The organism is Flavobacterium rivuli WB 3.3-2 = DSM 21788 (genome assembly GCF_000378485.1).
GTDB classification, from domain to species: domain Bacteria; phylum Bacteroidota; class Bacteroidia; order Flavobacteriales; family Flavobacteriaceae; genus Flavobacterium; species Flavobacterium rivuli.
The window spans coordinates 14,872-35,709 of record NZ_KB899980.1 but is presented as its reverse complement, the minus strand read 5'-3'; the positions used below and the strand labels follow the sequence as shown (position 1 = coordinate 35,709).

Below are 20,838 nucleotides of genomic sequence, written 5' to 3'. Positions count from 1 at the left end.
TTGTGGACTGATAATAAAGCTGTAAGCTAAATTAAATCATTAAATTTATTAAAACTAAGTTCCTTAAAATCGGTAATTACCTTATCTGCACCGGTAGTGTCCTGCGGCAAGCCGTGTCCACTTACATAGCCTATACAGTAAACTCCGGCCGCTTTCGCGGCCTTTATGCCGTTAGCACTGTCTTCTATAATAACACATTCGCTTTTATTAAATCCTGATTTTGCAACAGCTTCAAGAAATATGGCAGGGTGCGGTTTAGAGAATTCAAAATCATCGCCGCTTATCACTTCATCAAAATAAGGATACAGATCAAACCGGCTAAATACCTTATCTATCTTACGCTTAGTGGCCGATGATGCCAGTATGAGCTTCATGCCATTTTTATGTAAATCGATAATAAGGTCCTTTACCCCAGCCATCAGTTCGAGATCGTCGGCCTTATCAAAAACCTCGTAGTAGTATTTGTATTTTTCGTCAAGAAGTTCTTCGCGGGTATGCTCAAGATTATACAAATCCTTAATTCGTTGCATATTATTTTTGTCAGAACTCCCAATAAATGTGGCGTATATATCATCGGGCACTACAATGTTCAAAGATTTAAACAACTCACCATTAGCTTGATAGCCTATAGGTTCGGTATTTACCACTACCCCATCCATATCAAAAATTACACATTTTATCATAATATCTTTTTTATAGCTGGCAGACGTTGCAATGCAACGCCTCTACTATTTTATATCGCTGATCCTTTCAAAGCTTAATTGCTTAAAATCGGTAATCACTTCATTAGCTAACGATGTGTCCTGTAGCGAATCTTCCTCGCTTTTATAGCCTATACAATAAACTCCGGCAGCGGTAGCCGCCTTTATACCATTAGTACTGTCTTCAATCACAATACACTCATCGGCAGTAAAGCCCGATTTTTCTACAGCTTCCATAAAAATAGCCGGATGCGGTTTAGAGAATTCAAAATCCTGACCGCTAATAATATGGCTAAAATAAGGGTATAAACCAAAACGTGTGAACACGCGTTCTATCTTAATTTTAGATGATGACGACGCTAAAAGCAGGATCATGCCATTAGTATGTAAATCTACAATAAGATCATTAACACCGGGCATAAGCTCCAGGTTAGGGTCGTTATCAAACTCATCGCAGTAATAATTAAGGCACTGTTCTAAAAGGACTTCCTTATCGGTTTCCACACCATATCTGTCAACAATTTTCTGGATAATATTCTTGTCAGAATTCCCTATAAAAGTAGAATACACATCATCGGTAACATTAATACCTAACGAATCATAAAATTTTTTATTGGCAATATGGCTTAGCGGCTCGGTATTTACTACTACACCATCCATATCAAATATTACTGCTTTCTTCAATTTCTTTTATTTAAAGTTTAATGTTCTTTTGTTTAAAGTTGCTGAAAACTATTACTGCAACTGTAAACTATATCAGCCCCCTGACAATATCTGCATTCAGTTCATTAAAATGGTTGATGGTCATATCGGCTATAGAAATTTCCTGCAATACAGAATTTTCGCTTTTATAACCCACACAAAATATACCGGCAGCTTTAGCGGCCTTAATACCGTTCGTACTGTCTTCTATAACAATACATTCGTTAACCGGAGAGCCTGATAATTCGGCAGCCCTTAAAAAAATAGCCGGGTGAGGCTTAGACTGCGGAAATTCTTCACCACTTACAATATGGGTGAAATATTCGTGCAACTTGAAACGGTTAAAAATCCTTTGTATCGTTACATGCGATGCCGATGATGCCAACACCAATTGCAGGCCATTTTCATAGAGGTTTACAATAAGGTTCCTTACACCGGGAAGTAATTCAAGGTCGGCCTTTTCATCAAAGGCATTATTAAAAATTTCACGTTTAGAAGCAATTAGCAAGTCTACTTCATGAGAGAGGTTAAATTCCTTTACAATTGCCTGATACGTATTTTTAGTAGAAAAACCGGTAAAGGTACCGTACATTTCATCGGTTACTTCTATGCCAAGTTCTTTAAAATGTTTGTGGTAGGAGTAATAGTGTACGGGTTCTGTATCTACAATAACGCCGTCCATATCAAATATAACTGTGTTGACCATAATTTTGATTAAAAGTCAAAAATACAATATCCTGTAAGAAGTAAAAAGTAATACTTGGTAAACTTTGCGTTAAATACCCCCGCAGATACTACGAAAACGCTATAACTTTATTAATACATACAATGCTATTAAACCTTTTGTACTAACTTTAGTCTAAATAATAAATGGTTCACTTTGCAGGACGAAAAAGCATTTATAGCACAGTTACTAAACCCTAAAACGCAGGATACTGCCTTTAGGCAGCTTGTGGCACAATACAGCAGGCCGCTGTACAGCCATATTCGTACCATTGTGCTGGATCATGATGATACTGATGATGTTTTGCAAAATACTTTTATAAAAGTATTCAGGAACCTGGCCGGGTTTAAAGGCGAGAGCAAGCTATTTTCCTGGATATACCGCATAGCCACTAATGAGGCACTTACGTTTATTAGCCTTAAAGCCCGTAAGAACTATATAAGTAACGAGGAAGTTAACGAGAGGGCTCTTAACAGCCTGCCTGCCGATGATTATTTTGAAGGTGACGCATTGCAATTAAAATTACAGCAGGCTGTAGCATCGCTGCCGCAAAAACAGCAGCTTGTTTTTAAAATGAAATATTTTGAGGATTTAAAGTATGAAGATATATCTGAAATATTGGGCACATCTGTAGGGGCGCTAAAAGCCTCATACCACCATGCCGTAAAAAAAATAGAAGATTATATTAACAACCATTAAACCTTTTACAATTAATAAAGTCTTAATGCCATGAATGATTTTAAGTTAAACGAGGGACAAAAAATAACGCCGGGCTTTACCACCCCCGATGATTATTTTGAAAACTTTACCAACAGGCTTATGCAGCAATTGCCTAAGCACGAGGCTAAGGTGGTGCCATTGTATAAACGCAAGCCTGTATGGTTCTCTGCTGCTGCAGGGTTTATTATTATGATTACCCTGGGCGTATTTTACACCACCACCAGTGCGGTTTCGCAGCCAGATGATGCTGCCATAGAAAATTACCTTGTATACCAGGCAAATGTAAACTCGTACGACCTGATGCAAAACCTTGACCAGCAAGATATTGATGAGCTTGAAGAAAGCATTGTAATTAATGATGATGCAATTAAGGACTACCTTACTAATGAAGATGTATATTTAAACGAATAACACTATGAAAATAAAATTGATATTACCCTTGTTATTGCTCTTTACTTTAACCGGTTTCAGCCAGACCCACGAAGAAAAAAGAGAACAGATAAAAGCCCTTAAAATATCTTACATAACAACCGAGCTAAATTTAACTACTGCCGAATCGGAAAAATTCTGGCCGGTGTATAATGCTTATGAAGAAAAGGTATACGAAATAAGGCATGATAAGTTAAGGCCACTTTTTAAACAGCTTAAAGATGGCGCACTTGATAAAATGAGTGAGAAAGAGGCCCGCATTTACCTTGATAAATTTCAGGCAGCAGATGAAGAGCAGTTTAACCTGCGCAAAAAAATGGTTAGCGATTTAAGGCCTGTTATAGGATCTGTAAAACTTATTAAACTTAAAAAAGTAGAAGACGATTTTAACAAAAAACTACTGGAGAAATATAAAGATAAGGATAAAAAAGATTAAATGTGAGGAAGCAGCAATGCTTCCTTTTTTTATACATAAATGCAGAAGCTCAAATAACTTTGCTCATTTGTTGATCTGCTACTTTGCTATTGCTTTGCAACTCTCAAAATTAAACTAACTATCTTTACAGCATGAAACGATCCGGGTCTGCTGATTTACCGCTTCATAGTGGCCATGTGCCACCCTGGCTATACGAAAGAATGGCTAAATTAGGGCTTGCGATTGTCGAGACCATTGCCATGGAATTTTCTACAGCTGCGGTAATCAGTAAATTAGCAAATCCATTCTGGTTTCAGAGTTTTGGAGCGGTAATGGGTATGGACTGGCATTCATCCGGCATTACAACATCTGTGCTTGGGTCTCTTAAGCAGGCTGTAAACCCTCATGCCAAAGAACTGGGCATCTATATTTGCGGTGGTAAAGGTAAAAACTCTATGAAAACGCCCGATGAGCTTGTAACAGTAGGAAACCGTACAGGGCTTAACGGTTTAGAGCTTGCCGGGCTAAGTAAACTTACTGCTAAGGTAGATAATACTGCTATACAGGATGGTTTTCAGCTTTACCAACACAATTTTATAGTAAATACCTGGGGCGACTGGTGCGTTATACAACAGGGTATGAACAATGCTACGGGTATGGCACGCCGTTATCATTGGCACAGCGAAAACCTACAGTCATTTATCAATGAGCCGCATACTTTTATTTGTGGGGAAAACCAAGGCAAGATATTAAACCTTACCGCAGGAGATGCGGCAGAAACAAGAGAAAAATCGTTGCTTATTTTAAATGAACATCCGGAAAGGATGCTTAAAGAAATTAACCACCTTGTAATGCCAAACCATCATGATGTAAGGATGAAGGATGTAAATATGAAACGCCTTGGCGCAATGCTATGGCTTGCGCACGAAAATAAACCCGAAGATTTTGAAGAATTATTAATGCTTAAAGGCATGGGACCAAGAATGGTACAGTCTTTAGCATTGGTAAGCGAAGTTATATATGGCACCCCTACACGCTTTGATGACCCTGCCCGCTTCTCGTTTGCCCATGGCGGCAAAGACGGACATCCATTTCCTGTACCTATAGATGTTTTTGACGAAACTATAAAAACATTACAAACAGCTATACAAAGGGCGAAGATTGGCAACAGCGATAAACTTCAGTCAATACAAAAATTATCAGAGCTATCGCGGCAGGCAGAAAGTAACTTTACACCAAATACAAATTTTAATGCACTGATACAAAAAGAGCGCGATGAATCGTATAAGTACGGTGGCCGTACTATTTTTGGCAATGCAAAACCACCTGAACTTTAGTATTTCACTTTAATTATTGAAAAGAGCCTTGTAGTGACTTTTGTTTGAAGTGAAAAGGCCATATTGTAACCAATTGAAAAAAGTCAGGATGAGTTCAATATATAAATACAAAAAGGGCTGCCTGATTAGAGCAGCCCTTTTAGGTATGGTGTATAAACTATTAATTAGTTTTTCACGATTTTTTTAACTGTAGTACCTTTATCAGAAGATATAGACATCATGTAAACACCAGATGCAAGATCTGAAACATTTACCTGAGCTTCAGCTACACCGTCAAATTTAGCAGTTTTAACTACACGACCGTTAAGGTCAGCAAAGTTAACACCATTTACAAGTGCATTGTTAGCATTAACGTTAACAACATTTGATGTTGGGTTAGGGAATACTGCAAAGTTAGAAATTGTTTGAGATCCTGTTCCAAGTAAACCATCAAGAGTTACGTTAAATACTAATAAAAGACCACTACCAGCTTCAGATGTAGAGCGTAATCCAAAATAGTACTCACCATCATCTTCCGGCGTAAACGCATAACTGCCAGTAGATGCTTCTCCTAATAGATCTGATCCGTCTCCACCTTGTGTAATACCTGTTTCTTCACCAATAAGAGCAACTGGATTAAAACCATCAGCATCAAGAGTTAATACATAAACTTCATAGCTCTCATTAGCTGGAAATGGTACAGGAGGGGTTGTATTACTTTGTAAATCAGCAGCATTGTAAACTACATTTAAAGTATATTCTGTACCTGCAGTAAGGCCTACACCTCCAGATATAAGAAAATCATCATTAGCATCAGCTTCAGGAGAATAAATTCCTACAACTTTATCTACAGCAGCATCTTCACCACCTAAATCAAATGTATCTAAATAAGACCATCCGTTCTCATCGCCATTAATGTCAATTCTTGACCAGCAGAAATAATAGCTTGCACTGTTAGTCCAGTCTTCGTTAAGTGCAGTTGTAGTACAACCTGGCTCAAGGAAAGATACTTCAAAATCGAAACCAGCATCATCCCATTGATTATCAAATACGATGTAGTAAGTGTCACCAGCAAGAACAGGGAATTGGAAATCAGTTAAGCCGTTATAATCATCATCGCTAACGTAATAAACATCGTCAGCAGCATTCCAGCACTGTAAAGCACCACATTCTCCAGAATAAATAGCTACCCTTGTATCGCCACCTTCGTTTGCAGGTAAATTTGTATTAACCCTGTAAGCTCCATTTGCAGATGCAGTAACAGCAAACCACACAGCATTATCTGCCGCTGCTGTCCAACATCCAGTTTCAGGATACTCACCTGCTATTTCAGTAACAGTATAACTTCCACCGGCAGCCTCAATTGATGTTGCAGTATCACAGCTGTCCTGTGCATTTGCAGTAATAAACGAGCCTAACAACATGCCCGCTAAAAGTAATCGTTTTTTCATGATAATAGTTTTTAATTTTTCCAAAAATAGGAAAAAATACATTTGTTACAATTTATTTATAGTAAATTTAAGAAGAAAAAATATAAAATATTAATCAGATTTATTTAAATAATTGATTTTTAGGGTTTTTAAACTGACAATAATAGCAACTTATTTAGCTAAAAGATAATAATCTGTTAATACAAGTGCCGCCATAGCCTCTACAATAGGCACTGCACGGGGCACTACACAAGGGTCGTGCCTGCCCCTGCCCTGCATTTCTACCTCATTACCATTACTATCTATAGTAGTTTGCGTTTGCATTATTGTTGCAACAGGCTTAAAGGCTACCCTAAAATAAATATCCATACCATTGCTTATGCCTCCCTGAATGCCCCCCGAAAGATTACTTTTGGTAGTACCGTCTGTATTAAAAAGGTCGTTATGTTCACTCCCTTTCATTTTTGCGCCACAAAAACCACTGCCATATTCAAATCCTTTTACGGCATTAATAGACAGCATAGCCTTGCCCAGCTCTGCATGCAGCTTGTCAAACACTGGTTCGCCAAGGCCCACGGGCACATTTTGTATTACACAGGTTACAGTACCGCCCACGGTATCGCCTTCTTTCCTTATTTGTTTAATGTAATCTTCCATACGCGCGGCAGTAGCAGCGTCCGGGCAACGAACGGCGTTACTCTCTATAAGCGAAAAATCAAGTGCCTGGTAAGGTTTATCTATAAATATATCCCCTACAGATGATGTAAATGCATTTATGGTAATGTTAGGTATAACCTGTTTTGCAATGGCCCCACCTACTACACGGCTTATGGTTTCGCGGGCAGAACTCCTGCCACCACCTCTGTAATCGCGCGTACCATACTTTTTATCATACGTATAATCAGCGTGAGACGGACGGTACACATCTTTAATATGAGAGTAATCGTCAGATTTTTGGTTTGTATTAGGCACAATAAAACCTATAGGCGCACCTGTAGTTTTCCCTTCAAATATACCCGACAAAAACTGTACTTCATCCGGTTCTTTTCTTTGCGTTACAATAGCACTTTGCCCCGGCCTGCGCCTGTTAAGCTCATTTTGTATAGCATTAAAGTTAAGTTCTATTCCCGGAGGGCAGCCATCTATAACACCGCCAATTGCCGGCCCATGAGACTCTCCAAAGGTGCTTAGCCTGAATAGTTGCCCAAAAATATTTCCTGCCATTATTATTGTGTTTTAAACAAATATACTCGCTTCTGCCCTATTAATAAAATAAAAGTAGCTTTAGGATATCTTAATATACCTACTATTCTAAATTACAGTATAATAACCTTAACTTAAAAACAAAATAACAGCCATAGTTGTACTTTGCAAGAAACATATCATGAAAAAAAGAAATGTTGACCTTGTAGTAATTTCAGATGTTCACCTGGGCACTTATGGCTGCCACGCTAAAGAATTACTTAACTACCTTTCTTCCATTAAGCCAAAAACTCTTATTCTTAATGGTGATATTATAGATATATGGCAGTTTAGAAAGTCATATTTCCCTAAATCGCACCTTAAAATTGTAAAAAAAATACTGGATTTTGCAGCACGCGGCACCAAAGTGTATTACATTACCGGCAACCACGACGAAATGCTGCGCAAGTTTAGCGAAACCACTATGGGCAATTTTTGTATAGATGACAAAGTGGTATTAGATCTTGATGGTAAAAAAGCATGGTTTTTTCACGGTGATGTTTTTGACAGCTCTGTACAACATGCAAAATGGATTGCCAAGCTGGGAGGTATAGGTTATGACTACCTTATATTAATGAACAGGTTTATAAACTTCCTGCTTGCAAAGATGGGTAAAGAACCTTACTCACTTTCTAAAAAAATTAAGTCGGGTGTAAAAAAAGCCGTAAAATTTATTTCGGATTTTGAAACCACCGCCGCAGACCTTGCTATAGAGAACAACTACGATTATGTAATTTGCGGGCATATACATGAGCCAAACATGGTGCGCAAACAAAACAAACGAGGAAGCGTTATGTATTTAAATTCGGGAGACTGGATAGAAAACCTCACAGCTCTTGAATATCATAAAAAGAAATGGAAGCTGTACCAGTACACTAAAGAAGAAAAAGTTGTTGAAGAAGAAATACAGGAAGCCGAAGTTAAATTAGGCGTGCATCTTGTTGCAACAATGCTTTTTAATAATAAAGTTGCACTTTAAGTTAAAATCTTGGCTATATTAGCGCAAACTTAATATAGCCATCTATGAAAAAAATTGTTTACGTATTTTTTGCCGCAGCATTGTTTGCTGTTTCCTGCTCGAGCAACGACGATACTACTGCCACACCCCCTGCTACAGGAGATACCAGTTATTTGCCCCTTGCAACCGGCAAATTTTGGATTTATGAAATAACAGGATCTGCAGAAAGCGGTAGCGACTCTCTATATGTAGCAAACGACACTGTGATAGGCGCTAATACTTATAAAAAGTTTAAAACTAAAGATACCCCTTTTGGTTTTTACAGCAGTGCCCTTAGCAATAATGGCGTTAAAAAAGATGGCGATAAAATAGTTGTTACAGGCAGCACAACCTTAAGCATATCTGAAGCAGTGCCTTTTACAATAGGAGTATCAGACCTTGTTATATTTAAAGAAAGTGCAACAAACGATGAAGTACTAAGCAATGTTACAGGATCTGTAACACAAAATTATAATGGTTTTCCAGTAATTGTAAATTATACCTTAACCACAACTTCAAAACAGGATGTTGCAAGCCTTGTGGTAAACAATCAAACCTACACAAATTTAAAAACGGTCGAAACTACAATATATGTAGCACTATCTACAACATTAAGTGGTGTTACTTTTCCGGTTGTTGCCAATCAGAAAATAGTTACCTCATTACAATACTATGCACAAAATACAGGGGTTGTAAAAACAGTAACCGATTTTCAATACCAGGTTCCGCAGGAAATTGCGACACAGTTTGGCATTCCGGCATCATCCCAACAGCACCAGGAAGAACTGTTACTTAGGCATAACCTTGAGTAGCTGATTTAACATAATGATAACTGTTAAAACTTTAACATACATATATTCCTACAAAATTTAGCATGTTATTTTTGTTTCAGATTAAACAACTAAAACAATCATTATGAAAAAACTACTTTTATCTGCCTTCATGCTATTGGGCTTAGCCCTTACTGCACAGGCACAGGACAGGAATGCATTAGGTTTAAGGCTGGGCGATAACGACGGTTTTGGCGGGGAAGTTTCTTACCAAAGGTCATTTTCGGGCAACAACAGGCTGGAGCTTGATTTAGGATGGCGCAACTCTAACAACTACGATGCCGTTAAGCTTGCTGCTCTTTACCAATGGGTATGGAATATAGAAGGTGGTTTTAACTGGTATGCAGGTGTAGGTGGTGGTTTAGGTACCTGGAGTACCGATTATAACGGACCAGGCCCTCGCCCGGATCGTTTTGATGATAGTGGTACATTTATATTTGCGGCAGGAGACCTTGGTATAGAATATAATTTTGATATCCCGTTACAACTATCTCTTGACTTTAGGCCGGAACTTTATTTTAATGATGACTACAGAGGTGATAACTTTGGCCCGGACATCGCTTTAGGTATCCGTTACAAATTTTAAATAGATATTATTCCTTAAAAATTAGTTTATTGACTATTTAGCACGGTACAACTCTGTATAACACAACATTATTGTAATTTTTAATAGTGTGCGTACTTTAATACAGACTATCCCTACTAAAAGTATAATATATCAGCCATTCCCTTTAAGGAATGGCTGATTTTTTTTGAACGATGCTGTTACGAAAGAATAGGAAATAAGGTAAGTGAGTATTTTAAAATGCGTGTATAGAAACAATCCTATGTAAGCTCTTTAAAGTACTGCAGCAATACTCTATCGTTTTCTAACATAGGTGTAAAAATTTCCAGCAATTTGGGGCCTTCTGTTTTTTCAAAAAATGCAGCAATTTCCTTTTTAAGTTCGCTTTCATTATGAGCGGTTTGGTACACAAAACCATACATTTTAGCAATATGCTCTGCTGTAAGATTATGTGCTGTTTCAAAATAAGTATTAAACACAGGGGTTTCGGCATGGCCCGGCAATATCCTGAAAATTCCGCCACCACCATTGTTTATTACTATTATTTTAAAATCTTTAGGTATGTAGTTATTCCATAACGCATTGCTGTCATATAAAAAACTTACATCGCCGGTAATAACTACTGTTTCTTTATTGCTGCCTACTGCCGCGCCTGCCGCTGTAGATGTAATACCATCTATACCACTGGTGCCACGGTTACAAAAAACATCTATACCCGGTTTAATATCAAACAACTGCGCATACCGTATAGCCGAGCTGTTACCTATTTGTAACTGCGAATTTTTTGGCAGGGCCGGTAATATAATTTCAAAAGCTTTAAAATCTGTAAAAGGTATTTTAGCTAAATATTCATTGTGTTTTACCCTCCTGAAAGCATTTAGTTTTAACGCCATTGCCCGGTAGCCACTATCTGTAAGTTCAGTTTTGGCTAAAAAACCGGCAAGAAACGTATTTGGGTCTTCTTTAAAATGCTGTGTTAATACCCCAAAAGTATTATAAGCACGAAGGGTATCTATATGCCAATGCTCCTGCGGCTGGTATTTTCTTAAAAACGCCTTAACTCTTTTAGATACTACCATACCACCAAATGTAATCAGGATTTCAGGCCTGTAAGCCTCAAAATCTTCAGCAGTAAATGGTGTTATTATTGTATCTATACTATTAAGAAATGCAGGGTGGTGTAAATTAGACGTAGTCTCTGTCATTACCACTACAGATGGGTCGTTAGCGAGGTTTTCTATAACAGCATTATCTAATGCATCAGGACTATTTACCCCTACAAGTACTAATTTCTTTTTAGCAGTATTCCATTTTTTTACATAAGGGGTTATATCACCATTAAAAGTAACAGGATTCATAGTGGTATAATGTACCTGAACATTTACTGTAGGCTCTGTAACGGTTTCATACAGCGGTTCTTCAAATGGTGCGTTTATATGTGTTGGCCCTTTTTGAAAACGCGCTACAGCAATGGCTTCATTAATTAACGCGTCATTTTGTTCAGATGCTTCTTCATGCAAATTAGCACTGTACAAAATATGATTTGCATATACATTTTCCTGGCGTATTGTTTGCCCGTCGCCAATATCTATTTTATCATGCGGCCTGTCTGCAGATATTACAATTAGCGGTATCTGGCTGTAAAAAGCCTCGGCTACAGCAGGATAATAATTTAATAATGCCGAACCTGATGTACACACTAAAGCCACCGGAGTTTGTAATTGCTGAGCCAGTCCCAGTGCAAAAAATGCCGCGCAACGCTCATCGGCAATACTATAACAAGTAAAATCAGGGTTATTGGCAAAGCCTATAGTAAGTGGCGCATTACGCGATCCAGGAGATATAACTATATGATTTATAAGCTTGCAGTGGCATATTTCTATGATACTTTGTGCTAAAGGTATTTTAGGGTAGATCATTTATTTTTATGTGAAATTACAGGCTCTGTATTGTTTAAACCTGCCACTACAAATTTACCATTACCATAAGGAAATGCATAATAAAAAATGTAAAATTTTAATCCGCAGTTAGCATATCAAAAAAGAGGTAACAACTTTTGCCCTTAAAAATATGGTTTTGAGCCAATCGTTAAAAATGCCATTTAATAACGACCAGAAATTGGTATGTAAACTCACTTAAAAGTATTGTTTCTAAAATTTTAAATCATGCAACCGCACCATGCCCAAATTAATTTAATTAACGATACTGTTAAAAAAATGAAAGCCGCAACTGTACTACACAGTCACGGCTTTCTTCCTTCAAACCCCACATTTTTATCTGTTAATAAAATTGATCATCTCATCGTTAAAGCGATGCCTGTGGGTGTAAAACAATCCGTGAGGCGCATCGTCATATACAATATATTCGGCATGGGGAACACGCTTAATGGTTTCTTCAGCAGATGCATCAATAGGCACTGTTTGGTCTTCCTTTCCATGCAATACTAATAGCGGAATTTTAATAGTATCAAGATCTGCCCTAAAATCAGTGGCAGACCATGCCTGCATAGCTTTAATAGTACTATAGCCTGCCGAGTTTAATGTACGCATAAGATTGTGTTGTAAAAATTCTTCACTTACCGGATGGCTAAACAGGTTTACACCATAAAAAGTTTTAGCAAATGATGCAAGAAATTTAGGCCTGTCTTCTTCAAGCTGTTGCTTTATTTCGTCAAACATTTGTTGCGGCAGCCCCGTGGGGTTGTCGTCTGTTTTTAGTAAATATGGTGTTACAGCGCTTATAAGTGCAGCTTTGGTAACTCTGCCATCTGTATTATATTTGGCAAGGTAACGTGCAACTTCGCCCCCACCCATAGAAAAGCCTGCAAGGGTTACATTAGTTAAGTTAAGGTGTTCCAGTATAAGCTTAAGATCCTGAGCAAAGGTATCATAGTCGTACCCTTCCCATGGGCGGGACGATTTACCAAACCCCCGGCGGTCATAAGTAATTACACGTATATTATGTTTAGGTAATTCGTTTACCTGGTATTCCCACATTTCATGGTTAAGTGGCCAGCCGTGTATAAATACTACCGGCCTGCCCCTGCCTATATCCTGGTAAAACAATTTTACTTCTTCTGAACTTCCTGATAAACTAACAGAGTTTGTTGTGATAAATGGCATACTATTATTTTTAAATATTTATAACTTAAAGTTAGGAACATCAAAAAACAGGTCAAATACTATTAGCAAATAATTAGCTATTGTTAAGGGTAGAACAAATTTAATATGGGGTATATTTCAATAAGGCTATATAAATAATTTATACTACCCCCATTTTTTCCATAATAAATGTTGCACTCTTATTTTTACATATCCCGTCGCGCAGGCAGTAATCAAAATAAAGCTCATTATCTACAATCTGCACTTCGAAACAACGGTTAATTAAATTTTCAGGATATTCATCGGCGGTATTGCAAACCTCAATATCATGTGTAGCAATGGCACCTATGGCGTTAAGCCCCATCATACGTTTTACAACTTTAATGGTTCCTGTACGTTTATCGTCAGAGTTTGTGCCACGCAAAATTTCATCAAGCAATACAAAAGCTTTTTCTCCCTGTAGTGCATCCATTATCTGGCGAAGGCGTTTTATCTCGGCAAAAAAGTAAGATTCTGAATCTGACAGCGAATCAGATAATCGCATTGATACCAATACCGGCAACGGATGTACCATAGCCTGGGTAGCACAAACAGGCGCGCCCGCACCTGCCAGCACCATATTAATGCCCAGGCTACGCAAAAAAGTACTTTTACCCGACATATTAGACCCTGTAAGTATTGTGAAAGCAGGATTAAATGTAATATCGTTGCCCACTCTCGTACCCTTTTTTATAAGTGGATGGCCAAGGTCTTTAAAAATTATGTGAGAGTCTGAATTTAGCTGTGGAAAAGTAAAATCGGGATTGTTATAATACAGGTTGGCAAAACTACCCATAGCTTCCGCCTCTGCAATAGCTTCAAGCCAAAGGATAACATTGTTAGCATGGTTTTTCTTCCAGCTCACTAATGATTTTAGCGTATGAAAATGAAACAACGAAACACTATTAAGGATGGCTGCGCCAAAAACATTATTTACAATATCCATACGGGAAAACAAAAGTGCAAGTTTTTTTATATGTATACTTGCTTTTTCTCCACTACCCGTAAGCGTTTTTTGAAGGTTTTTTAATTTTTCGCTTGTAAATAGCTCATTCTCCAATTGCTCAATAATAAGGGCATAACGATGTATTGTTTCGTGTATCTCTGTAGTATGTTCTATCTCGTTTTTTATAATTTTTATATAGCCCAGTATAAAAATAAAATTAAAACCTATAAGATATTCTGCTACGGTGGCAAAGATGCCATTGCCTGTACATAAATAACCAATTACGGCGGCAAGCAGGGCTAAAGGTGATATAACAGCAAGAATACCTGCCACCGGCGATAAACTTACCGGGTTATGTTTAAGCCATTCCTGAAGCTTATAATATGCATCGGCGCTATCTTTATTGCTTTTACCTAATGCCATAACTTCCTGCCTCCACTCCGGTTTTGCAGCAAGTTCTTTTACCGCTGCCTGGTTTAATAAAATTTCGGGTTGCGGCAGTACATTAAGTAATAGTTCGGCCAGTTTATTAGCCCCTTTAAAAGTTTCGGTACGGTTAAGGTTATGGAACAGGGATCGCTGCCCAAAGACATCCAGGTCATGAGAATAAGCATGGTTATGGTCGGCAAAATGCGTACCATCTGCAAAGGGTATGCCGTGGCCTGTAAGGTAAGTTATCTCCTGTTCATTAACAGCCACAAGTGCTGCAGCCCTCTCCTTTTTTTTAGATACTGCAGTATGCAGCCTCATTAAACCCGAAAAGGCAAGAGCACATAACGCCATTGCAATTACAAATTTTACAGGGTTGGCACTTTGCACGCTGTAGTACCCTAAAATTAAAAATGCAATAGCTATTATAAATCTTATAAGACTTATGGTATTATATTGTTTGGTATGATGTGCGAGTTCTTTTAAAAATTGTTCCCTTCGGGTGGTATAAAATTCCATAGATATGTACTAAGCCGCAAATATAGAAAATAAAAAATCCTGCCGGCGGGCAGGATATATATTTAGCTTTCATGAAACACCAGCAATGGCACATTGCTATGGTATGCCAGTTTTTTTGTAAGGCTCCTGTGAAACAGGCTTTCGAAGAAACCACGTTTATGGGTTCGCATAACAAGAAGGTCTACTTTTTGGTTTTCTATAAAATCAAGTATCGTTTGTTCTATATGGTCTCCGGCAATATTAAAAAAATCTATATTTTCATCGCGGTAGTATATCTTCCACTCGTTTATTCTCTCTTCAATATCTTCGGGGTCGTCGTCATTTTTAATATAAAGGCATTGCACCCTTGCACCAAATTTACTTGCAATATCTAAAGCGCTGCGCAGGGCGTCATTGTCTTTATCCTGGTATTGTGTTGTAAATGCAATACTTTTTATAGATTTATAATCAGCTTCAGCAGGAATGGCTAAAACCGGCACCTTGGAATTTGATATTACCGATCCTGTTTTAGAGCCCAAAAACGTTTCTTTAAGGCCTGTGGCACCGCGGGTGCCCATAACTATCATATCTATAACTTCATCTTCGCAAACCTTATTAATGTTATATATAAGGTCGCCATACTGAAGTATATTACGCAGTTTTACGTGCCCTAAGTTATTTTCTTCAGCAATTTTATGAAGCCCCGGCAATTCGTCCCTGAAGCTTTCAAACTGGTTCATTTCTACAATATCAAAAATTTCCATTGTAGAGTCCGGTAAAGATGGGGTTTCTACTATAGGCAGGTCATATACATGCAATACAATAAGTTCTGCGTCAAAAGAATCGGCAAACTTAAGGGCATATACAAAGGCCTTATGGGCAGCCTCAGAAAAATCTGTTGTAAAAAGTATTTGTTTCATAATATCTGTTAGTATTGTTGAGTTAAAGATAACAAAAACCAACGATGTTTTCTTACTTTTTATGCAATGGTTAACACAAATTTGTTGCAAGAGATCATTATAAATTTAATGTGCAACCTACCCTTCTGTAATATTATTTTGCAGTTATTCTAAACCAGTCAAAATCAGCGTAACCTCCCCTGCTAACTTCCTGTGTGCTTACGCTAAACAGCCCCACTTTTGCTCCTATCCATTTTCCGGGCCTTGCCTGAAAGACCTTACCTGCATTTATAAAGCTTTTACCATTTTGGCTATAGCTAAACTGGCACAATCCGTTAGGCTCATTTACTTTTACTTTTAGGTAAACTTCGTTACTGCTTAGTTTGGTTTCAAACAAAATATTTTCGGCAGTACCTTTGTCTGCATTTTGAACACCCTTAAGCTGTAAATAATAACCATCGGGCTTATTAGTAATTACTAAGCATTGGTAATCAAGACCCATAACCAGCAACCCTGCCGATTTTCCTTCTTTAGCATCTTCGGGAGTTAACTTTACTTTTGTTGATGCTGTAAAGTTTGGCGCAGGAAATTTTTGCAGTAGTAAGTTAGGTACATCCCAAAGATTTTTTGCCCCTTCAGGTATTTTTATAGCAAAAAGCCGCAAATAATTTGTGCCTTTAATTTTTGACGACCACACCAAATTAGAGTTGGCACTCCATTGCCATTGCAGGCCTAAACTATCGGCATCAAATTCATCTGTTTCATAAGGTGTCGTTATGCTGCTTTTCTTTGCTATAGTTGGTTTTTTATGTGTCGAAACCGGTTCGCCAATACCATTTTTATCATAATCGACCCCAATTACCGGCCAGTCTTTTTCCCATTTCATGGGCTGCAAATGTATAACACGGCCATAAGCATCCAGATCCTGAAAATGATAAAACCACGATTCCCCTCCCGGAGTATCTACCCATGCTCCCTGATGTGGACCATTAATTTTTGTCGAACCCTGCTCTAACACAATCTTCTCTTCATAAGGGCCGTAGATATTTTTAGACCGCAGTATTAATTGCCACCCTGTAGCCACACCACCTGCGGGGGCAAATATGTAGTAATAGCCATTACGTTTGTACATCTTAGGCCCTTCTACAGTTGGGTGTTTATCATGCCCGTCAAACACATGTACGCCTTTATCTAACACTTTTGTGCCTTCGGGGTTCATCTTGTTTATGGTAAGCAGGCTCTTTACCCCTGCCCGGCTTCCTGCCCAGCCATGCACCAAGTAAGCGTTACCGTTATCATCCCACAACGGGCAGGAATCTATGAGCCCTTTACCTTCCATAACCAGCACAGGCCGCTCCCATTTACCACGCGGGTCTTTAGTTTTCACCATAAAGATCCCAAAATCAGGGTCGCCCCAATATATGTAAAATTCGCCTTTGTGATAACGAATAGCCGGAGCCCACACGCCGTTACCCCTTTGCGGAATGTTGTAATGCTCTAATGGCAGAACATCTGTAATGGCATAATTAACTAACTGCCAGTTTATCATATCTATAGAGTGTAAAATGGGCAGCCCCGGAGTTTCGTTAAAACTGGATGCCACCATATAAAAATCATCACCTACACGAATAACATCAGGATCTGAGTAATCAGCATACAAAATGGGGTTTTTGTAGGTACCATCGTTTTGGTCAGCCACCCAAACCTGAGAAACATAAGGCTTAACCTCTTGTGAAAACAAACTATTTGATATAATAAGGCTTAAGCCAGTGACAATAAAAACAGTAAGTGTATTTTTAATTTTCATAGTAGTTTACTCGCTGGTTAATGGCTTTTAATTTTGTTCACTTTTCTCGCAATAACATCGGCAATAGGCTCATCATTAATATGCCCTTCCAGCCAGGAAAGAAGGTCAAGGTACAGGAACGCCCTGCGCTCAAAAGGATGGTTTTCATACGGTTTAAGCACAGCGTGAAATTTCCTGAACTCATTTTTAATCTCTAAAGGAGATATTTGAGAAAGGCTGCCTAAAAACTGCATTAATGCTTTTTGCACTTCATGCAGGTGGTTCATCTTACTTAAAAATATGCGTGTAGATTTTATAAGTGCCTCAAGCCTGTAATCCTGCCCAGCCTCATAATGTGCCGCGAGGTTTAATATCATGGTAAAGCACACCAGGTCTTCGCGCAATTGTGTCGTTTTATTATCTATGATCTTTTTAAGGAAGTAAATACACTTATCATATTTTCTATTACCAAAATACAGGCACGCCATTTTGTAGTACAGTATCATGATGTGGTGCTCATCTACCTTATCCCTGTAGCGATCTATCTTTTTATTAATGGTATCCAACAGCTCCTCGCCACCGGTATATTCGGCTCTCATAAACCTTAAATTCAGCTTATTAGAATATACATACAGGAAAGAAAGTACTAAAATATTATCATCTTCGGGTATATCCGTATTGGAAAGTATCGTTTCAAAATTATCCAAGGCTGCCTCAAATTGCTTTATACGGTTTAAATAAAACAACGACTCTAAAACATAGTGGTTGCCTTTTATATAAAACACCGGATGCACGGCAATTAAATGTGGGGTTTTATCGAACAACGCTACCCATTTAGTGGCATATTTATAGCACGACACAAAGTCCTGAATAATAAAACTGTACCATACATACGCCTGGTAATACCATAACTTTTCCCTAAAGCCCAGGCGCTTTTCATCATACTCCGGCAGGTGCGCAAAAAAATGGTCGCTCACTTCTTTCTTCTCATCTGGCGTACGTACATACCCATTCTTTAAAAAGATATTATATAAATACAGCGTAAGGTTAGATAACTGACTTGCAATACCATTAAGATGTGTTAGTTCATTAGTTTGTTCAATAAGCAAATCGGCCCTGTTAGCACGGCTACGGGTAATGTATTGCGACTCAATTATCTTTTCTAAATCCAGAATTTCGTAACCTATATTCTTTTCTTCATACAACAAAGCAAGCGTTTTTGTTTTATCAAGTAGTTTAAGGCTTTGCTGGTATAGCCCTTTCCTGTATAATATCATGGCAAAATCAAGCTGCTCACGTATTTGTAACGGCACACTGCGCACAGCGGGATTTAAACGTAAACTCGTTAATATCTGGTTATACAAATGCGATTTAATGTTAGACAACTGCTGCTTAGATATATCTGTACCCTTAAGTATAGCGGCTTCATCATATTTATTTTGTGTGCAGAGTATTTTAAAAAGGCTGATAAATTTACTTTCGCTGTTCATGGCCACCCTCCCGGCATAGAGTGAAAACTGCCGCTTTTCAGACGCTGTAAGCGACTTTACAAGTGAAAATAAATTATCGGTCAATTCGTTGTTATTCTTAATCATTGTGGTGTTTCTATCTGCATAGATACAATGATAGCATCTATATTACACCCGAAATTTAAGCGTTTTTTTTGCTACAACCATCCGGTTGTATCTAATAATTTTAGCAAAATCGTTAGCCAATTAGCTTGTGCGGTATTAATTATCAGTCTATTATCTGCATCAAGCGTCGTAAAAAAAAACACATAATAAACTAAATTACAGACACATAACAAACAATTATGCGCGCCTACCATCGTAAATTGTGTGCTTTTACAAAACCTGTCACACATTAATAACAATAAATTAGCTACAAAGAAATACATTACGATGGAACACGTAGAAATTTTTGATACAACCCTTAGAGATGGCGAGCAGGTTCCTGGCTGTAAACTAAATACAGGCCAGAAGCTGCGTATTGCTGCCCAGCTGGATGAGCTTGGCGTAGATGTTATAGAAGCCGGGTTTCCTGTTTCGAGCCCGGGCGATTTCCAGTCGGTTACAGAGATTGCCAAGCTGGTAAAAAATGCTACCGTATGCGGCCTCACAAGGGCTGTAGAAAAAGATATTGATGTTGCTGCCGAAGCACTTAAATATGCCAAAAGGCCAAGGATACACACAGGTATTGGCACATCAGAATCGCATATAAAATATAAATTTAACACCACACCCGATAAGATTTTAGAACGCGCTTATGAAGCTGTGGCATACGCCAAAACGTTTGTTGAGGATGTAGAATTTTATGCCGAAGATGCCGGTCGTACCGATAACGAATTTTTGGCAAAAGTATGTGCCGTTGCCATAAAAGCAGGTGCTACCGTGCTTAATATTCCTGACACAACCGGCTATTGCCTGCCCGACGAATACGGTGCGAAAATAAAATACCTAATGGAAAATGTACCGGGAATACACACGGTGCGCCTTTCCTGCCATTGCCATAACGATCTTGGGCTTGCCACTGCCAATGCTATTGCAGGAGTTATAAATGGTGCGCGCCAGATAGAATGTACCGTAAACGGTATTGGCGAACGTGCCGGCAACACCTCTTTAGAAGAAGTTGTCATGATATTGCGCCAGCACCCTAAGCTTAACCTGGCTACCAATATAGATTCTAAACGATTGCTGGGCATTAGTAAAATGGTTGCTGAAGAAATGGGAATGATGGTACAAGCTAATAAGGCCATTGTGGGTGAAAACGCTTTTGCGCACAGTTCAGGAATCCATCAGGACGGGATGATAAAGAACCGCGAGACTTACGAAATTATTAACCCTAAAGATGTGGGCGTTAACGAGTCTTCTATAGTGCTCACGGCACGTAGTGGCAGATCGGCGCTGGCATACAGAGCTAAAAATATAGGTTACGATTTTACCAAATTAGATTTAGATATCGTATATTCAGAATTCGTGAATTTTGCCGATACCTGCAAGATCGTTACCGATAACGACATTCATTATATAGTGGAGATGTCTAAAAACAAGTTTCAATTAAGTTTATAAT

General features: G+C 38.4%; 19 protein-coding genes. 8 read left to right on the top strand and 11 right to left on the bottom strand.

Annotated features, from left to right (window positions below; all coding sequences use genetic code 11):
* Positions 1 to 26: 26 nt before the first annotated feature.
* The 3 genes from F565_RS0120000 to F565_RS0119990 all read right to left on the bottom strand — a co-directional run bounded on the left by F565_RS0120000 (position 27) and on the right by F565_RS0119990 (position 2,109).
* The gene (locus F565_RS0120000; RefSeq protein ID WP_020215030.1) at positions 27 to 683 is read right to left on the bottom strand and encodes an HAD family hydrolase; all 657 of its coding nucleotides are present in this window, start codon (positions 681 to 683) and stop codon (positions 27 to 29) included.
* Between the two features lie 45 nt (positions 684 to 728).
* Positions 729 to 1,385 carry an HAD family hydrolase gene (locus F565_RS0119995; protein ID WP_026300200.1) on the bottom strand — a complete coding sequence of 219 codons (657 nt, stop codon included), beginning with the start codon at positions 1,383 to 1,385 and terminating at the stop codon, positions 729 to 731.
* 67 nt (positions 1,386 to 1,452) lie between these two features.
* On the bottom strand, positions 1,453 to 2,109 hold the full coding sequence (locus F565_RS0119990) for an HAD family hydrolase (RefSeq protein WP_020215028.1): 657 nt from the start codon (positions 2,107 to 2,109) through the stop codon (positions 1,453 to 1,455).
* A gap of 174 nt (positions 2,110 to 2,283) precedes the next feature.
* On the opposite strand from F565_RS0119990, the gene F565_RS0119985 reads away from it, so the two are divergent.
* The 4 genes from F565_RS0119985 (at position 2,284) to F565_RS0119970 (ending at position 5,028) form a co-directional block, all read left to right on the top strand.
* Entirely contained in the window at positions 2,284 to 2,826 is a 543-nt protein-coding gene (locus F565_RS0119985) for an RNA polymerase sigma factor (RefSeq protein ID WP_020215027.1), read from the top strand.
* Positions 2,827 to 2,856: 30 nt separating this feature from the next.
* Entirely contained in the window at positions 2,857 to 3,258 is a 402-nt protein-coding gene (locus F565_RS0119980) for a hypothetical protein (RefSeq protein WP_020215026.1), read from the top strand.
* Between the two features lie 4 nt (positions 3,259 to 3,262).
* A complete protein-coding gene (locus F565_RS0119975; protein WP_020215025.1) occupies positions 3,263 to 3,712 on the top strand; it encodes a hypothetical protein in 450 nt (149 codons plus the stop codon).
* A 131-nt stretch (positions 3,713 to 3,843) separates the two neighbouring features.
* On the top strand, positions 3,844 to 5,028 hold the full coding sequence (locus F565_RS0119970; protein WP_020215024.1) for a DUF763 domain-containing protein: 1,185 nt from the start codon (positions 3,844 to 3,846) through the stop codon (positions 5,026 to 5,028).
* A 164-nt stretch (positions 5,029 to 5,192) separates the two neighbouring features.
* Here F565_RS0119970 and F565_RS0119965 read toward each other — a convergent pair whose 3' ends face one another.
* Together F565_RS0119965 and aroC are read right to left on the bottom strand one after the other, a co-directional pair.
* Positions 5,193 to 6,458, bottom strand: a complete 1,266-nt coding sequence (locus tag F565_RS0119965) for a T9SS type A sorting domain-containing protein (protein WP_020215023.1) — start codon at positions 6,456 to 6,458, stop codon at positions 5,193 to 5,195.
* A 150-nt stretch (positions 6,459 to 6,608) separates the two neighbouring features.
* Positions 6,609 to 7,661 (bottom strand): chorismate synthase, encoded by a 1,053-nt coding sequence (gene aroC / locus F565_RS0119960; RefSeq protein ID WP_020215022.1) that lies wholly within the window; start codon positions 7,659 to 7,661, stop codon positions 6,609 to 6,611.
* A gap of 160 nt (positions 7,662 to 7,821) precedes the next feature.
* Here aroC and F565_RS0119955 point away from each other — a divergent pair, with 160 nt between their 5' ends.
* The 3 genes from F565_RS0119955 (at position 7,822) to F565_RS0119945 (ending at position 10,092) form a co-directional block, all read left to right on the top strand.
* On the top strand, positions 7,822 to 8,658 hold the full coding sequence (locus F565_RS0119955; RefSeq protein ID WP_020215021.1) for a UDP-2,3-diacylglucosamine diphosphatase: 837 nt from the start codon (positions 7,822 to 7,824) through the stop codon (positions 8,656 to 8,658).
* A 44-nt stretch (positions 8,659 to 8,702) separates the two neighbouring features.
* The gene (locus F565_RS0119950; protein WP_020215020.1) at positions 8,703 to 9,488 is read left to right on the top strand and encodes a hypothetical protein; all 786 of its coding nucleotides are present in this window, start codon (positions 8,703 to 8,705) and stop codon (positions 9,486 to 9,488) included.
* 103 nt (positions 9,489 to 9,591) lie between these two features.
* Positions 9,592 to 10,092, top strand: coding sequence for a hypothetical protein (locus F565_RS0119945; protein WP_020215019.1), 501 nt, complete (start codon positions 9,592 to 9,594; stop codon positions 10,090 to 10,092).
* A gap of 239 nt (positions 10,093 to 10,331) precedes the next feature.
* Here the strand turns inward: F565_RS0119945 and menD are convergent, their stop codons facing one another.
* The 6 genes from menD to F565_RS0119915 form a co-directional block, all read right to left on the bottom strand.
* Positions 10,332 to 11,990 carry a 2-succinyl-5-enolpyruvyl-6-hydroxy-3-cyclohexene-1-carboxylic-acid synthase gene (gene menD / locus F565_RS0119940; protein WP_020215018.1) on the bottom strand — a complete coding sequence of 553 codons (1,659 nt, stop codon included), beginning with the start codon at positions 11,988 to 11,990 and terminating at the stop codon, positions 10,332 to 10,334.
* A 354-nt stretch (positions 11,991 to 12,344) separates the two neighbouring features.
* Positions 12,345 to 13,193 (bottom strand): alpha/beta fold hydrolase, encoded by an 849-nt coding sequence (locus F565_RS0119935; RefSeq protein WP_020215017.1) that lies wholly within the window; start codon positions 13,191 to 13,193, stop codon positions 12,345 to 12,347.
* Between the two features lie 139 nt (positions 13,194 to 13,332).
* Positions 13,333 to 15,105: a MutS-related protein gene (locus F565_RS0119930; protein WP_020215016.1), complete on the bottom strand. Its 1,773-nt coding sequence runs from the start codon at positions 15,103 to 15,105 to the stop codon at positions 13,333 to 13,335.
* A 62-nt stretch (positions 15,106 to 15,167) separates the two neighbouring features.
* Positions 15,168 to 16,004, bottom strand: a complete 837-nt coding sequence (locus F565_RS0119925) for a universal stress protein (protein WP_020215015.1) — start codon at positions 16,002 to 16,004, stop codon at positions 15,168 to 15,170.
* Positions 16,005 to 16,137: 133 nt separating this feature from the next.
* The gene (locus F565_RS0119920; RefSeq protein WP_020215014.1) at positions 16,138 to 17,790 is read right to left on the bottom strand and encodes a glycoside hydrolase family 43 protein; all 1,653 of its coding nucleotides are present in this window, start codon (positions 17,788 to 17,790) and stop codon (positions 16,138 to 16,140) included.
* A gap of 17 nt (positions 17,791 to 17,807) precedes the next feature.
* Entirely contained in the window at positions 17,808 to 19,364 is a 1,557-nt protein-coding gene (locus F565_RS0119915; protein ID WP_020215013.1) for a hypothetical protein, read from the bottom strand.
* Positions 19,365 to 19,670: 306 nt separating this feature from the next.
* On the opposite strand from F565_RS0119915, the gene F565_RS22085 reads away from it, so the two are divergent.
* The gene (locus F565_RS22085; protein ID WP_020215012.1) at positions 19,671 to 20,837 is read left to right on the top strand and encodes a 2-isopropylmalate synthase; all 1,167 of its coding nucleotides are present in this window, start codon (positions 19,671 to 19,673) and stop codon (positions 20,835 to 20,837) included.
* Position 20,838: the final 1 nt, after the last annotated feature.

What these genes read in the sequence shown, in the direction of transcription:
- F565_RS0120000 (WP_020215030.1), bottom strand. Translation starts at nt 683, where the DNA reads ATGATAAAATGTGTAATTTTTGATATGGATGGGGTAGTGGTAAATACC.
- F565_RS0119990 (WP_020215028.1), bottom strand. Translation starts at nt 2,109, where the DNA reads ATGGTCAACACAGTTATATTTGATATGGACGGCGTTATTGTAGATACA.
- F565_RS0119980 (WP_020215026.1), top strand. Translation starts at nt 2,857, where the DNA reads ATGAATGATTTTAAGTTAAACGAGGGACAAAAAATAACGCCGGGCTTT.
- F565_RS0119975 (WP_020215025.1), top strand. Translation starts at nt 3,263, where the DNA reads ATGAAAATAAAATTGATATTACCCTTGTTATTGCTCTTTACTTTAACC.
- F565_RS0119970 (WP_020215024.1), top strand. Translation starts at nt 3,844, where the DNA reads ATGAAACGATCCGGGTCTGCTGATTTACCGCTTCATAGTGGCCATGTG.
- F565_RS0119965 (WP_020215023.1), bottom strand. Translation starts at nt 6,458, where the DNA reads ATGAAAAAACGATTACTTTTAGCGGGCATGTTGTTAGGCTCGTTTATT.
- aroC (WP_020215022.1), bottom strand. Translation starts at nt 7,661, where the DNA reads ATGGCAGGAAATATTTTTGGGCAACTATTCAGGCTAAGCACCTTTGGA.
- F565_RS0119955 (WP_020215021.1), top strand. Translation starts at nt 7,822, where the DNA reads ATGAAAAAAAGAAATGTTGACCTTGTAGTAATTTCAGATGTTCACCTG.
- F565_RS0119950 (WP_020215020.1), top strand. Translation starts at nt 8,703, where the DNA reads ATGAAAAAAATTGTTTACGTATTTTTTGCCGCAGCATTGTTTGCTGTT.
- F565_RS0119945 (WP_020215019.1), top strand. Translation starts at nt 9,592, where the DNA reads ATGAAAAAACTACTTTTATCTGCCTTCATGCTATTGGGCTTAGCCCTT.
- menD (WP_020215018.1), bottom strand. Translation starts at nt 11,990, where the DNA reads ATGATCTACCCTAAAATACCTTTAGCACAAAGTATCATAGAAATATGC.
- F565_RS0119935 (WP_020215017.1), bottom strand. Translation starts at nt 13,193, where the DNA reads ATGCCATTTATCACAACAAACTCTGTTAGTTTATCAGGAAGTTCAGAA.
- F565_RS0119930 (WP_020215016.1), bottom strand. Translation starts at nt 15,105, where the DNA reads ATGGAATTTTATACCACCCGAAGGGAACAATTTTTAAAAGAACTCGCA.
- F565_RS0119925 (WP_020215015.1), bottom strand. Translation starts at nt 16,004, where the DNA reads ATGAAACAAATACTTTTTACAACAGATTTTTCTGAGGCTGCCCATAAG.
- F565_RS0119920 (WP_020215014.1), bottom strand. Translation starts at nt 17,790, where the DNA reads ATGAAAATTAAAAATACACTTACTGTTTTTATTGTCACTGGCTTAAGC.
- F565_RS0119915 (WP_020215013.1), bottom strand. Translation starts at nt 19,364, where the DNA reads ATGATTAAGAATAACAACGAATTGACCGATAATTTATTTTCACTTGTA.
- F565_RS22085 (WP_020215012.1), top strand. Translation starts at nt 19,671, where the DNA reads ATGGAACACGTAGAAATTTTTGATACAACCCTTAGAGATGGCGAGCAG.